Source organism: Synechococcus sp. CCY 0621, from assembly GCF_019038465.1.
Lineage (GTDB): Bacteria > Cyanobacteriota > Cyanobacteriia > PCC-6307 > Cyanobiaceae > Cyanobium.
This window is the reverse complement of sequence record NZ_JAFKRH010000020.1, coordinates 18747-31864: the sequence shown is the minus strand read 5'-3', so window position 1 is coordinate 31864 and position 13118 is coordinate 18747. Positions and strand designations below refer to the sequence as shown.

At 68.8% G+C, this 13118-nt stretch carries 16 protein-coding genes and 1 tRNA gene; 8 read left to right on the top strand and 9 right to left on the bottom strand.

The window, feature by feature from the left end:
* Positions 1-16 precede the first annotated feature (16 nt).
* A complete protein-coding gene (locus KUG43_RS07190; protein ID WP_216907569.1) occupies positions 17-1291 on the bottom strand; it encodes a hemolysin family protein in 1275 nt (424 codons plus the stop codon).
* A 42-nt stretch (positions 1292-1333) separates the two neighbouring features.
* Positions 1334-1555: a hypothetical protein gene (locus tag KUG43_RS07185; RefSeq protein WP_216907567.1), complete on the bottom strand. Its 222-nt coding sequence runs from the start codon at positions 1553-1555 to the stop codon at positions 1334-1336.
* Between the two features lie 95 nt (positions 1556-1650).
* Between KUG43_RS07185 and KUG43_RS07180 the strand changes: the two genes are divergently transcribed.
* Positions 1651-2316 (top strand): Fe2+-dependent dioxygenase, encoded by a 666-nt coding sequence (locus KUG43_RS07180; protein WP_216907627.1) that lies wholly within the window; start codon positions 1651-1653, stop codon positions 2314-2316.
* A gap of 6 nt (positions 2317-2322) precedes the next feature.
* Here KUG43_RS07180 and KUG43_RS07175 read toward each other — a convergent pair.
* Both KUG43_RS07175 and KUG43_RS07170 read right to left on the bottom strand, forming a co-directional pair.
* A tRNA-Ile gene (locus tag KUG43_RS07175) sits at positions 2323-2395 on the bottom strand.
* Positions 2396-2425: 30 nt separating this feature from the next.
* Positions 2426-2965: an Occludin/ELL family protein gene (locus KUG43_RS07170; RefSeq protein WP_216907565.1), complete on the bottom strand. Its 540-nt coding sequence runs from the start codon at positions 2963-2965 to the stop codon at positions 2426-2428.
* 117 nt (positions 2966-3082) lie between these two features.
* On the opposite strand from KUG43_RS07170, the gene pyrE reads away from it, so the two are divergent.
* Both pyrE and ygfZ read left to right on the top strand, forming a co-directional pair.
* The gene (gene pyrE, locus KUG43_RS07165; RefSeq protein WP_216907563.1) at positions 3083-3676 is read left to right on the top strand and encodes an orotate phosphoribosyltransferase; all 594 of its coding nucleotides are present in this window, start codon (positions 3083-3085) and stop codon (positions 3674-3676) included.
* Positions 3677-3696: 20 nt separating this feature from the next.
* Positions 3697-4674 carry a CAF17-like 4Fe-4S cluster assembly/insertion protein YgfZ gene (gene ygfZ, locus KUG43_RS07160; RefSeq protein WP_216907561.1) on the top strand — a complete coding sequence of 326 codons (978 nt, stop codon included), beginning with the start codon at positions 3697-3699 and terminating at the stop codon, positions 4672-4674.
* On the opposite strand, the gene KUG43_RS07155 is transcribed toward ygfZ, so the two are convergent.
* On the bottom strand, positions 4620-6161 hold the full coding sequence (locus KUG43_RS07155) for a TM0106 family RecB-like putative nuclease (RefSeq protein ID WP_216907559.1): 1542 nt from the start codon (positions 6159-6161) through the stop codon (positions 4620-4622). The genes ygfZ and KUG43_RS07155 overlap by 55 nt on opposite strands.
* A 114-nt stretch (positions 6162-6275) precedes the next feature.
* Here KUG43_RS07155 and KUG43_RS07150 point away from each other — a divergent pair, with 114 nt between their 5' ends.
* The 3 genes from KUG43_RS07150 (at position 6276) to KUG43_RS07140 (ending at position 9344) form a co-directional block, all read left to right on the top strand.
* A complete protein-coding gene (locus KUG43_RS07150) occupies positions 6276-7745 on the top strand; it encodes a phosphohexomutase domain-containing protein (RefSeq protein ID WP_216907625.1) in 1470 nt (489 codons plus the stop codon).
* Positions 7745-8389, top strand: coding sequence for an RdgB/HAM1 family non-canonical purine NTP pyrophosphatase (gene rdgB / locus KUG43_RS07145; protein ID WP_216907557.1), 645 nt, complete (start codon positions 7745-7747; stop codon positions 8387-8389). The genes KUG43_RS07150 and rdgB overlap by 1 nt, the downstream gene beginning before the upstream one ends.
* A 136-nt stretch (positions 8390-8525) precedes the next feature.
* Positions 8526-9344 carry a glycosyltransferase family 32 protein gene (locus KUG43_RS07140; protein WP_216907555.1) on the top strand — a complete coding sequence of 273 codons (819 nt, stop codon included), beginning with the start codon at positions 8526-8528 and terminating at the stop codon, positions 9342-9344.
* A 28-nt stretch (positions 9345-9372) separates the two neighbouring features.
* Here the strand turns inward: KUG43_RS07140 and KUG43_RS07135 are convergent, their stop codons facing one another.
* The gene (locus KUG43_RS07135) at positions 9373-9669 is read right to left on the bottom strand and encodes a YciI family protein (protein ID WP_216907553.1); all 297 of its coding nucleotides are present in this window, start codon (positions 9667-9669) and stop codon (positions 9373-9375) included.
* 83 nt (positions 9670-9752) lie between these two features.
* Here KUG43_RS07135 and KUG43_RS07130 point away from each other — a divergent pair, with 83 nt between their 5' ends.
* Positions 9753-9917 (top strand): Nif11-like leader peptide family natural product precursor, encoded by a 165-nt coding sequence (locus tag KUG43_RS07130; RefSeq protein ID WP_216907551.1) that lies wholly within the window; start codon positions 9753-9755, stop codon positions 9915-9917.
* A gap of 30 nt (positions 9918-9947) precedes the next feature.
* Here KUG43_RS07130 and KUG43_RS07125 read toward each other — a convergent pair whose 3' ends face one another.
* The 3 genes from KUG43_RS07125 to hisB all read right to left on the bottom strand — a co-directional run bounded on the left by KUG43_RS07125 (position 9948) and on the right by hisB (position 12388).
* Positions 9948-11429: a carotenoid oxygenase family protein gene (locus tag KUG43_RS07125; protein WP_216907549.1), complete on the bottom strand. Its 1482-nt coding sequence runs from the start codon at positions 11427-11429 to the stop codon at positions 9948-9950.
* An 86-nt stretch (positions 11430-11515) separates the two neighbouring features.
* Positions 11516-11674 (bottom strand): hypothetical protein, encoded by a 159-nt coding sequence (locus tag KUG43_RS07120; RefSeq protein ID WP_216907547.1) that lies wholly within the window; start codon positions 11672-11674, stop codon positions 11516-11518.
* Positions 11675-11698: 24 nt separating this feature from the next.
* A complete protein-coding gene (hisB, locus tag KUG43_RS07115; protein WP_286194507.1) occupies positions 11699-12388 on the bottom strand; it encodes an imidazoleglycerol-phosphate dehydratase HisB in 690 nt (229 codons plus the stop codon).
* Positions 12389-12482: 94 nt separating this feature from the next.
* Here hisB and KUG43_RS07110 point away from each other — a divergent pair, with 94 nt between their 5' ends.
* Positions 12483-13094, top strand: coding sequence for a carbonic anhydrase (locus KUG43_RS07110; RefSeq protein WP_216907537.1), 612 nt, complete (start codon positions 12483-12485; stop codon positions 13092-13094).
* Positions 13095-13118 lie beyond the last annotated feature (24 nt).

The following is a 13118-nucleotide window of genomic DNA, read 5'->3' as shown; positions in this document are numbered from 1 at the left end:
GGCGCATTATCGATGATCAGGTTCCTTCCATGCTGGCGAGGGTGATCTGCACCCGCTCGATGCGGGGGCCGTCCATGGTGAGCACGTCGATGCGGACGCCGTGCCAGCTGAGGCCCTCGCCCGGGGCGGGGATGTGCTGGAGCCGCTCCAGCACGAACCCGGCCAGGGTGTGATGGCCCTCGGCCTCGGGCAGCTGCAGGCCCAGCTGGCGGTTGAGCTCGACGATCTCCAGATCGCCTGCGGCCGACCAGGTGCCGTCGACGAGTTGCAGCAGATCCTGGGCCGTCTCCAGCGGATTGTCGTCCTCACCGACGATCTCGCCGGTGAGGTCGGAAACGGTGACAAGACCCTCGGTGCCGCCGTGCTCGTCCACCACCACCAGCAGGGGCTGGCCACTGCGGATCAGGGGAAGGAGGTCGGCCAGAGAGGCACTTTCCTGCACCTGGGCCACCGGCAGGATCCAGGGCGCCAGCGGGGTTTCGGGGCGCAGCAGGCCCTTGGCGATGGGCTCGGCCAAGCGCCGCAGGTCGAGCATGCCGCGCACGTCATCGAGGGAGCTGCCGATCACCGGGAAGCGGGCGTGCTGGCTGGCGTGCACCGATTCCATCATCTCGGCGAAGGTGACATCAACCGGCAGGGTGACCATGCCGGAGCGCGGCATCATCACCTCCCGCACCAGGGTGTCCCGCAGGGAGAACACCCCCTCGAGGATGCTGCGCTCGTCGGGCATCAGGCCCGTGACACTGCCGCTTTCGATCAGCGTCTCCAGCTCGCCGGCAGAAAGCACCGGCACGAGCTCATCCCAGTTGCGCGGCAAGCCCAGCAGCCGGAGCAGGCCACCGCTGAAGCGCTCGATCAGCAGCAGCAGCGGCCCCAGGGTGCGGGTGAGCGATTCCAGCAGCGGCGCCAGCCGCAGGGCCGAGCCTTCGGGGCGGTGGAGCACCCAGGCCTTTGGCACCAGACCCCCCAGCAGGGTGGCCAGCAGGGCCAGCGTCAGGAAGACACCGGCGTCGATCCAGGCCTGTTCGCGCCAGCCCATCCAGCCGGCCACCTGCTCCGCCAGACCGCGCGCCAGCCAGCCCATGGCCAGCAACGCCAGCACCAGCCCCAGCTGGGTGGCCACCAGAACACTGCGCATCCGGTGCTGCAACCGGGCGACCGAACGGGCCCCGGGTTCCTCGGCCTCCTCAAGCTGCTGAACCCGGCTGGGCCGCAGCCGAATCAACGCAAGCTCCCCGGCAGCGAAGAAGGCCAGCAGGGCCAACAGGATCGCCAGGACCAGGAAGCGCATTGGTGGGTGAAGTTGGCAGCAGGTTAGGCCCCGCTGCCCGGCTCAGCCTTCGCCGCCCTCGCCGCCCTCGCCGCCCTCGCCATTGTCCCGGTCTTCTTGCTTGTCGTCATCCGACGCCCCTGGGACCGACCTCTCCTGGGCAGGGGCGCTGATGCCGTTCTCGCCGCCCTCCTGATCCTTCGACTCGGGGGCCTGGCCGCAGCCCATGGTGGCCGTGATCAGACCTGTGGTGACCAGAAACAGGGCAATGCTCGAGCGGGTCATGGCAGGACTTCGAGGTGGAAGCGATTGTGCCGCAACACCGCCCCGAGGCCCGATCCGATGCGACGGTGGCCCCTGACCACTCGGCCATGGGAAGCATGCACTTCCGTCTCGAACCGTTGCTGAGCGATGGCCAGGTGGAGGAACTTCGCCTGGCCCTGCTGGCGGAGGGCACACCCTGGCGGGACGGGGCCGAGACAGCCGGATGGCATGCCCGGGGGGTGAAGCGCAACCGTCAGCTGGATTCCAGCTCCGCCCTGCACCAAACCCTCGCCTCCGCCCTGAGCAGCCATCTGCTGCAGCATCCTCTGCTGCAGGCAGCGGCCCTGCCGGTGCAGCTGCACAACCTGCGCTTCAGCCGCTGCGGCATCGGCGAGGGCTATGGCCGCCACGTCGACAATGCCTACATGGCCGGCGGCCGCTCCGATCTCTCCTTCACCCTGTTCCTGAGTGCGCCCGACCACTACCGGGGCGGTGATCTGGTGCTGGAGGATCCGGGCGGAGAAAGCAGGGTCAGGCTGCCGGCGGGCCACGCCCTGGTGTATCCGAGCGCCCTGCTGCATCGGGTGGAGCCGGTGACCTGGGGCGAACGGCTGGTGGCCGTGGGTTGGATCCAGAGCAGGGTGCGCCGCAGCGACAGACGCGAACTGCTGTTTGAGCTCGACACCGCCCGCCGTGCCCTCTTCCAGCAGCAGGGGAAGGACGACATCTTCGACCTGCTCACCCGCAGCTACACCAACCTGCTGCGGATGTGGGGGGAGTGAGGGCCATGGGGGTCCCGGGGATCGAACCCGGCTAGGGCGAATTATGAGTTCGCTGCATTCACCAGATTGCTAGACCCCCTGACACCGGCTTGCCGGCGGCGGTGACTGTTTACCAGAGACCCCGGATCGGCGGGGTCCAGGTGGTGCTGGCCGGCGGGTTGACGTAGGTGGGTACGGCCCCCGCACCAAGGCTGCTGCTGTAGCCATTGGTGATGTCGGAGGTGCGCAGGGGCATCAGGCTGCTCTGGTCGGTGAGCATCACCGAGGCCGTGTTCTCGACAGCGCTGCCATCCCAGATGATGTTCTGATCAGGGAAACCAAAGGCGACGATCTTGCCCCCGTCCCTGCCGGGAACCGAGAGGCCCAGGGTGTCAGTGATCTGATGCAGCAGGTTGACGCCCTGGGCAAAGGGCGCGGAAAAGCTGAAATAGCGATGCTCCATCAGCTCGGGAGCCGAGCGGGTCACGCCGCAACGGGTGACCTCCACCGGACCGGAGCCGGCCGAGGCGGGCATGGGCGCTTCGAGGGTGGTGGTGCACAGCACCGGCCCGGCGAAGGCAGGGGCCAGGACAGAAACCGCGGCGAACGGCACCAGGGCCGACAGGGGTGCGGCAAGGACGGCGGGCACTGCCAGGATCGGTGCTGTCATGGGGTCATACGGCCCCAGCTGCGGGGCGATTTGCACGCAGGTTAGCGACCTCTGACGCACTTCACCATCGCTGCCCAGCCGCCCCAGCCGCTTCGTCACCACGATCCGCCACCACCGATGGTCTCCCTGCCCTCCAGCCCCAGCCAACAGCGCTCCACCCTGCTCGCCCTGCTGGCGGAGCGGGCCTACCGACTGGGCTCCTTCACCCTGGCCTCCGGCCGCCGCAGCGAGCACTACGTCAACTGCAAGCCGGTGAGCCTGAGCGGCATCGGCCTGGCCCTGCTGGGCCGCCTGATGCTGGAGGAGGTGGAGGCTGAGGCCGGGGCGGTGGCGGGGCTGACCCTGGGGGCCGATCCCCTGGTGAGTGCGGTGGCCCTCCAGGCCGCCATGGCCGGCCGCGACCTCGATGCCCTGATCGTGCGCAAGGAGGCCAAGGGCCATGGCACCGGGGCCTGGCTCGAAGGCCCCCTGCCTCCGGCCGGAACCCGGATCACCGTGCTCGAGGACGTGGTGACGACAGGGGGCTCGGCCCTGAAGGCCGTGACCCAGCTGCAGGACGCGGGCTATGCGGTGGAGCGCGTCGTGGCGATCGTGGACCGCCAGGAAGGCGGGGCCGAGGCGATAGAGGGCGCCGGTCTCGACCTGCGCAGCCTGTTCCAGCTTGAGGAGGTGGCCGCCACGGCCGCCGGGCTGAACGGCGCGGCAGGCTGAACCCCGCCCCAAGCGACGCCATGACCTCCTCCTCCGTACCGACTTCGGCCGCGGCCGATCCCTGGCACTGGACGCCGCCGGCCCTGAGCCGGTGGTCACGGCCCGTGGGGCTGCTGCGGCTCGATGGTCCCGACACCCTGCGGGTGCTGCACGGCCAGACCAGCCAGGCGCTCGAAGCGGCCCGACCCGGCCAGTGGCTCGGCACCTGCTGCATCGGCCCCACGGCCCGCCTGAGGGCGGTGGCGGAGGTACTGGTGGACGCCGACGGGGCCTGGCTGGTGATCGTCGATGGGGATCCCGAAGCAGCGCGCCTCGCCCTTGACCGGGTGCTGTTCCCCGCCGACAAGGTGCGGCTGGGGCCGGTGACAGCGGCCACCCTGCACCAGCCGCTGGGATCGGCGGGGCCGGACGCCTCGGCCGCCGGGACCTGGGCGCCGCTGGCGGGCTCGCCGGGCTGGCAACTGGGGGAGGCCCTGCTGCTGCCGGCGGACGCGCCCCTGCCCCCCTGGCTGGCCGAGCGGAGCCCCCTGGAGCCGCAACAGGCGGAGCGCTGGCGGCTCCAGCAGGGCCTGCCGGCGGCGCCCGGGGAGATCAACGGGGACACCAACCCGTTTGAACTGGGGCTGGCCGCGCGGGTGAGCCTGACCAAAGGCTGCTACGTGGGCCAGGAGACCCTCGCCAAGCTCGCCACCTACGACGGGGTGAAGCAGCAACTGCGGCGCTGGCAGGCCACGGCTGTCCCCGATGAGGCTGTTGCCGCCGGCACGCCCCTGCATGACGGGGCCGGGGGGCGCGCCGGGGTGATCACCTCCAGCCTGGAGCTCCCCGGGGGCACCGGGTGGATCGGCCTGGCCCTGGTGCGCCGGGCCTGGCTGCAGGAGCCCGCGCTGCTGGCTGGGGATGGGCCCGGTGCCCGGCTGGAGCTCTCGCTGCCGGCGCTGTTTCAGTCGCCACCGGTCGGGGCGGGGGGCGGTGGAGGGGACGGTAAGGCGTCCTGATCCAGCAGCCAGCGCACCACCGCCCAGGTGGCGAGGCTGTCGTCCTGGTTGTAGCGGAAGATCCGTTGCAGCTTGCGTGCCAGAGCGTCCCGGCTCGGACGCCGCGGTCCGCCGGAACCCTCCCGCCACTGGCGCCACCAGAGCAGGCAGCGGGCTCCGTCGACCCCCTTCTGGCTCCAGCTGAAACCCAGCCAGCCCGCCACGGCCTTCAGCCCGTAGCTGTTCACCGGCAGCAGCCAGTGGCGACGCAGCCGCTGATGCACGTCCACCAGCCGGGCCCGCAGCCGCTCCCGCTCGGCCTCGCTGGCTCCCTGGCGTTCGGCCAGGCGCAGAAGGGACACCGATTCAGTCTCGCCGTAGTGGAGGACGGGCCAGTCGGGATAGCGGGCCAGCAGGGTGCGCAGGCGCCGCCAGAGAAGGGCCTCCCCGTGCTCGTGCAGGGCCATCAGGGGCTGGTAGCGGCCCAGGATCTCCCCTGGGCCCGGGGCCCCGGGCCAGCGACCGTCCACCCCGCGCTCCAGCCGCACCAGGCCGTGCAGGAAGTCATCGCGGGCATCGGGATCGGACTCGATGTCGTACAGGAGCACGCCGGAGGCCGCCGCCAGCTCGGGCAGGGCAGGGCCTATCGCTTCGCCGCTGCGCCGGGGCACGCCCTGCTGCTGCACCCTGGCCTGTGCCACCAGCTTGGGGGCCACCTCCCGGTGCTGCTCGCTGTGGACGGCCAGGTCCTCGGCCAGCCGGTCCGGATCGGCCGCCGCCAGCTGGTCGAGGCTGGTGATGCCCAGCTCCAGGAGGAGCTCGCGGCGCTTGCCGCCGATGCCACTCACCTCGCTCAGGTGTCCCTCGGCGGCCGCGACCCGGTCACAGGCCCCGCGCCAGCTGCAGAGGGTGCATTTCTTGCGATCGCTGACCAGGGGCGGCGGCTCGCGGCGGACCAGCTCAAGGGCCAGCCGCTCCAGGCTCTCGTCGAGTTGACGCTGCAGCGAGCCCCCGAGGGCCAGCCGCTCCCGCTCCAACCCCCGGTCGGCCCCCGCCACCACCAGGCCATGGGACACCGGGGCCCGTTGGTGCTCCGCCAGCAACCGGCCCCAGAGGGCGAGCAGCACGCGGTGTTCACGGGTGAGGCGCCGGCCCTGGCGGGCCAGCACCGGCCGGTAGCTGTGGTCGCCCCAGCGGCTGGGCTCCTCGACCCGCTCCAGCAGGCTCGGGTGGGCTTCCAGCCGCAGGCCGCGGGGGCCGGTTCCCACCAGCCGCAGACCCACCACACCGGGCACACCGGCCCGGCAGGCCGCCTCCCCGTGACCGGGGCGCTGGGGCAAGAGGCTCTGGAAACTGCGCAGCTGATCGTCGAGAGCCAGGGCGCGATGGGCGCTCCACGACCGCTCCTGGGATGGACCGTGGAGGTCGAGCCAGGCCCGACGACGACAGCGCACCCAGCTGCGCAGCAGGCGGTCGGTCAGGACGGGAGTGTCCGGGGACTGGGGCATGGCTGCAGGCTAGGGGGGCCGGTGGCCTGCCATCAGGCCGGCACCTGCCACAGCCAACCGCAGGGGCGAGCCTGCTACGACCGGCGTGCCCTTCCCCTGCGTCCGCGCCGCGCCATGGTCTCCGCCCCCCTGCCCCTTGAGGCCGGTCCGATCCACTTCGGCACCGATGGCTGGCGGGGCATCCTCGGCGTGGACATCACCATGGAGCGCCTGCTGCCGGTGGCCGCCGCCGCCGCCCAGGAGCTGGCCGCCAGCGCCCCGCCGGGCCTGGCCAGCCGGGAGGTGGTGATCGGCTACGACCGGCGCTTCCTGGCGCCGGAACTGGCCGAAGCCATCGGCGCCGCCGTGCGGGGGGCCGATCTGGTGCCCGTGCTGGCAACCAGCCCCGTGCCCACGCCGGCCTGCAGCTGGGCGGTGGTGGAGAGAAAGGCCCTGGGGGCCCTGGTGATCACCGCCAGCCACAACCCGGCGGAATGGCTGGGCCTCAAGATCAAGGGACCGTTCGGGGGCTCGGTGGAGGGCGACTTCACCGCCCGTGTGGAGCAGCGCCTGGCGGCGGGGGGCCTGAGCGTGCCGATCCCCGGCGCCACGGAGCGCTTCGATGCCATGGGCACCTACCTGGCCGGGCTCGGCGCCAAGATCGCTATCCCGGCCCTGGTGCAGGGCCTGTCCGCCATCGGCCTGCAGGTGATCGTGGATCCGATGCATGGCTCGGCCGCCGGGGGGCTGCCGGCCCTGCTGGGCGAGGCGGGCACGGCCGCCGGTGTGATCCGGGAGATTCGCTCTGAGCGGGATCCCCTGTTCGGCGGCCACCCACCCGAACCGCTGGCGCCCTACCTGGGGCAGCTGATCGCCGAGGTGCGCCAGGCCACGGCCGCCGGGCGGCCGGCGGTGGGCATCGTCTTCGATGGCGACGGCGACCGCATCGCCGCGGTGGACGAGCAGGGCCGGTTCTGCAGCACCCAGCTGCTGATGCCCCTGCTGATCGACCACCTGGCCAGGGCCCGCAGGCTGGGGGGCCGCGTGGTCAAGACCGTGAGCGGCTCCGATCTGATGGCCCTGGTGGCGGCCGACCTGGGCCGGGAGGTGATCGAAATGCCGGTCGGCTTCAAGTACATCGCCGCCGAGATGCTCAGCGGCGAGGTCTTGGTGGGCGGAGAGGAATCGGGCGGGGTGGGCTTCGGCATCCACCTGCCGGAGCGGGATGCCCTGTTCGCGGCCCTGCTGCTGATCGAAGCCCTGGTGGAAGGGGGGCTGCCCCTCGGTGCCCGGCTGGCGGCCCTGCAGGAGCGCTGCGGAGGCGCCAGCGTCTACGACCGCCTCGACCTGCGCCTGCCGGACATGGCCAGCCGCGGCCGACTGGAGGCACTTCTGGCCCAGGATCCGCCCCAGGAGGTGGCCGGTGCCGCTGTTGTGGAGGTGAACCGCACCGACGGCGTCAAACTGCGGATGGGGCCAAGCCACTGGCTGATGCTGCGCTTCTCCGGCACCGAGCCCCTGCTGCGTCTTTATTGCGAAGCCCCTGACGCCGACCGGGTGCAGGCGGTGCTGGCCTGGGCCCGCCAGCTGGCGGAGAGCATCTGATGGCCGCCCCATCGGAGACCAGGGTGGCGCCCACCGTGCTGGTGATCGCCAGCGGCAACGCCGGCAAGATCCGGGAGTTCTCCCACCTGCTGGCCTCCCTGTCCCTGGAGGTGCGGCCCCAGCCCGAGGGCCTGGAGGTGGAGGAAACGGGCGCCACATTCGCCGCCAATGCCCGGCTGAAGGCCGAGGCGGTGGCCCGGGCGACCGGCCACTGGGCCCTGGCCGACGACTCGGGCCTGGCGGTGGCGGCCCTGGGCGGCGCCCCCGGGGTGCATTCGGCCCGCTATGCCGACAGCGACACCTCCCGGATCGCCCGGCTGCTGAGGGAACTGGGCACTGCTGATCAGCAACGTCAGGAGCAGGGCCTGCCATCGGATCGCCGGGCGGCCTTCGTGGCCGCCCTGGCGGTGGCCGATCCCAGCGGAGCGATCCGCCTGGAGGTGGAGGGCCGCTGCGAGGGGGTGATCCTGGAGTCCCCGAGGGGCAGCGGCGGTTTCGGCTACGACCCGGTGTTCTTCGTGCCCTCCGAGGGCCTGAGCTACGCCGAGATGGACAAGGGGCTCAAGGGCCGGATCGGTCACCGGGGCAGGGCCTTTGCCCTGCTGGAACCGGAGCTGCAAAACCTGCTGTTACGCCCCACTTGAGCTGCAGAAACTCTCTCGCCTCCAGTTGAACATCAACGCTCATTGGCAAGGCGTCTTTAGCCAACCATCTCGCCAATGAGATCACCGAATCAGTTAACATCTCACCAATGATTCGTCATTGCGGAGGCCAAGGCCTATGCCAATCCCCAAGATTATTCACCAGACATTTGATGCCTACCATAGACTTCCAGACTCGCTGAAAGAGAACTGCAAGGCCATTGCAGCCATGAACAGTGATTGCGAGTATCGCTTTTACGAAGAGAAGGAGATCGCCACTCTCATCCTGAACAACTTTGGAGAAGAGGTCTATGGACGATACAAACGCATCAATCCATCATTCGCAGCAGCCAGGTCAGACCTCTTTCGCTACCTGTGCATCTACTCCTACGGAGGCATTTATCTCGACGTCAAAGCGGATGTGCGCAGGCCAATTTTTGAATCCATTCGTGCAAATGACGACTACATTTTATCCCAATGGGACCAATCCGAAGGCAGTGCCCATATCGGTTGGGGCAGTCATCCAGAGCTGGGCGGCGCACGCTCGTTCCAGCAATGGGTGCTGATGGCCTCACCGCATCATCCCTTTCTGGCTGCGGTCATCGCCACCGTCCTGAAACGCATCGATGACTTCAACGCCTTCCACTACTTACGCAACTCCTGGTCAGCCGTGATCCATACCACCGGTGAGGAGCCTTACACGAAAGCCATTCTCGACGTGATGGATCAGCATCCCCATCGACTTGTCAGCATGGAAAGGGATTTCGACATCGCCTACAGCATCTTTGGCTCCAGTGGACGCGATGTGTTTCATCATCAAAAACTGTATTCGAGTTACGCCCTTCAGACAGCTCCTCTGATTCTGCAGAAATGGCCTCTCTCGTGGCTCTTCTCCCTGATCAGCGGGCTGCGCCAGTTTTCAAGAAGGGCCAACTCCATGCTGGCTGCGGGGAAGTGACATTCATCACCGTGTGAACGCGGGCAGATCAGGCCATCCGAATGTCACCAACTGAAGGGATCCACCCCTGTAACTGCCAGGTCACACAGCCACTGAGGATCATTGGATCCTGCAACACAAACGCTTCAGCAGCCGCATGATCCTCGGCCTGAAAAATCATCAGACCACCACCACCAGGCCGGCCACCTGCATCCACGAGATAACCACTGCTGACCAGCGCGCCGCGGTTCCGGAGCTCGCTCACCCACGCCAGATGCGCCCGGAGATGGGGCGTCACCAATTCACGGGGCTGGCAGAAAACTTCGGTCTTGATGAACCAGGGCATGATCTCAGCGTGACAGCACCATGAAATCGCTCCCACTGCCCAGAGGGAGTAGGAAGGAGACGGACGATCGAACGGAACACCCCATGTCGAAATCTCAGCTCAACGCCTTTTTGACGAAGGTGGCAGCGGATCCAGCCCTCAAGGCCCGGGTGGATGCTGCTGCCGACTCCGATGCCGTTGTGGCGATCGCCCTCAGCGAAGGCCACCTCTTCTCGCCAGCCACCCTGAAACGGTCTGAACGGGGCTGAACCGCGGGAGGCCCCTGCTGCAGGGCTGGCTCAGGCCGCCACCCAGCTGCCATGCAACCCATGGGGGATCGCCAGGGGCAGCTCCAGTAGGGCCTGCTCCTCCATGGTGGCGGCATCCAGCACCACCAGATCGCTGGCGCTGCGGGCGCCGTTCCAGAACAGACCCAGCACCCAGCCGTCATCCTCGTCGGTCGCACCGGGCCGCGGCACCATGATCGGCTCACTGACGAAGCCCCGCGGCGCCGCACTCCAGACCCGCGTCTCGCCAGCCTGAAGATCCAGTTTCATCAGGGCCTGGAGCGGGTCGTTACCCCGATCGCGCTCGGCCACCGCCATCCAGGCATAGCGACTCTCAAGGCCCACCCGTGCCGGGGCCACCATGGCGAACTCGCAGGTGCGCTCGCTCAGCCGCGTGGCCGTCACTGTGCCGCTGGCCAGATCCAGACGGCAACGCTCGAGCAGCCCCTCCGGGATGCGATCGAAGTCCACTTCTTTGTAGTCCTGGTCGGGGCCGATGGAGGGGAAATCGGCGTAATAGATGCTGTCAACCACCACAGCATCGCCATCTTCCCAGGCGTTGAGGTGGTGGAACACGAATCCCTCCGGGGCTTCCAGGACCCGTGGCTCCTGGCCGGCGAAGGCCCCGTCCTGGCGGGGGATCAACCAGAACTGGCCCCGGGCCCCGGGGCGGGATTTCAGGCACTGGGCGGCCCCTTTGCGGCCGAGCACAAAGGGGAGGGGGTTGAAATCAATCGCGTTCTGCAGGAACACCGCCCAGTTGGGGGTGATGGCGAAATCGTGCAGGAAGGCGAAGCCAGGAAAGCTGTGGCTGGAGTCGGCCAGCAAGGTGCCCGCCCCAGAACCGTCCGCGGCGAACTCCATCAGCCGCACCGTGCTGCGTGGTCCGGCCTTGACGCCGAAGGTGACCATCCGGGTGGCACCGTGGTGGCCGGGGTCGAAGCGGGGGTGGGCACTGAAGGCTTCACCGGGCTTGAGGACCCCATCCAGGAGGGTCAGGCCCCGGGTTTCGAGGCTGAACGGATCCAGCGCATGGGGGGAGCTGGCCTCCCAGAGGGCGAGGAGCTGGTCACCGAGCCGCACCACATGGGTGTTGGCGATGTTCTTGAGCCGCAGGTCGAAAGCATTGGCCAGGACCCCACCCGGCTTGGGTGTGCCGAACACGCCGCGGTACAGAAAGGTGCCGGCCTTCTCTTCCGCCAACCAGCCCTCCGTACGCACGAAGCGGTTGCTGAGCTGAGCCCCGCCGGCGGTGAACCGCAGGGCGGTGATCATCCCGTCCCCATCGAAAGGGTGATGGACCCAGTGGCCGCCCCGTTCCAGCCGACCAGGACCATTGCGGTAGAGGGTGCCGCTCAACTCGGCGGGAATCGTGCCCCGGCTGGCCACCAAGGGCACTTCCGTCAGCTCTTCGCTGACATTGGCGAAGGAACTGGCCCAGTCGGAGCGGTCGTAGGCAGGCGAAGCCGTGCCAGCAGGGGAAGCAACGGTCATCGGGTCAGCCCACGGAAAGAACAGCGCCAGGCGCTGATTCGATTATCACGTAACGGAGTGTGAAGGCGTGGGCGGCCGTCCCGACCTCAGGCCTCGCAGGGGAGCTCCACAGGCGGGCAGGGGGGCTGGGAAACCGCACAAGGGGCTGGCTCAGCGACGCTCGGCAGGCAATCGGCAGCCTGGGCCGGAACCGCAGCGGCGATGGTGGCGGCGAGGCCGGCCACAAGCACAAGGAGAGGTCGCATGGGGTCTGGACGGATCACAAAAGGCTAGACGCCACCGGCCGGATTGCCTCCAGCCCCGGCCCGCTCCAGCACGCCCTTGCTGCTGGGCACGGCACCGCCGCGGCGGGGATCGATCTCCACCGCCTGATCAAGGGCGCGGGAGAACGCCTTGAAGCAGGCCTCGACGATGTGGTGGGAGTTCACCCCCGCCAGCTGACGGATGTGGAGGGTGAGGCCGGCGTTGTTGGCCACCGCCACGAAGAACTCCCGCACCAGTTCGGTGTCGTAGGTGCCGATGCGCTGGGCGGGGATGGCCAGGTCGTAGCTGAGGTGGGGCCTGCCGGAGCAGTCGAGCGCCACCTGCACAAGCGCTTCATCCAGGGGAGCCAGGAAGTGGCCGAATCGCCGGATGCCACGCCGGTCCGCCAGGGCCTGGGCGAGGGCCTGACCCAGCGCGATCCCCACATCTTCGTTGGTGTGGTGGTCGTCGATGTGGGTGTCGCCCCTGGCGGTGATCTCCAGGTCCAGCAGGCCATGGCTGGCGAGCTGGTGGAGCATGTGGTCGAGAAAGGGGACACCGGTGGCCACCTGGCAACGACCGGTGCCATCCAGATCAAGCGCGATGTGAACGTCCGTCTCGCCGGTGACGCGATGGATCTCGCCGGTGCGCACAGGGCCGGTTCGCGAAGAGCTGATGGTCACGCGGGCGAAGGCGACGGGCCAGATCTGAATCATGCCAAAGCCCTCACAGCCGTGCCCTGACGACCGGATGCGCCCATGGTGTGGAGCGCTACGGCACAAGGCCGCCGGGGATGGTGGTGTGGGCCCTATGCCGACCTGTCCCGGTGCCGTCCTCGACCAGCTGCGCGCCGGGCACCAGCGCTTTCTCGACGGCCATTCGCTCCACCCCCACAGCGATCGCCTGCGGATGCTGGAGGTGGAAGCCGCCCAGAGTCCCGTCGCGGCCGTGCTGGGCTGCGCCGATTCCCGGGTACCGGTGGAGCTGCTGTTCGACACCGGTTTCGGCGATCTGTTCGTGGTGCGCAACGCCGGCACGATGAGCACGGTGGCCGCCATTGCCTCGCTGGAGTACGCCGTCAGCCATCTGGAGGTGCCGGTGATCGTGGTGCTGGGCCACGCCGCCTGTGGTGCCGTGGCAGCGGCCTTTGATCGGGAGCTCAGCCTGACGCCGAGCCTGGCCCAGGTGGTGGGCCAGCTGCGCATGGAGCTGTTCAGCCTCGGCGGCGAACACAACCTGGAAGAGGCCTGCCGCCACCACACCCTCAATGCGGCCCGCAACCTCGTCGATTCCAGCGTCATGCTCACCGACCGGCTTCGCTCCGGACGGCTGCAGGTGGAAGCGGCCTACTACAACCTGCACACCACCAGCATCGAATGGATGGGTTCAGTGATGGCGATGCCAGCCAATAGAGTTCCCTGAAGCGACTCTTCTTGACGGCAACTG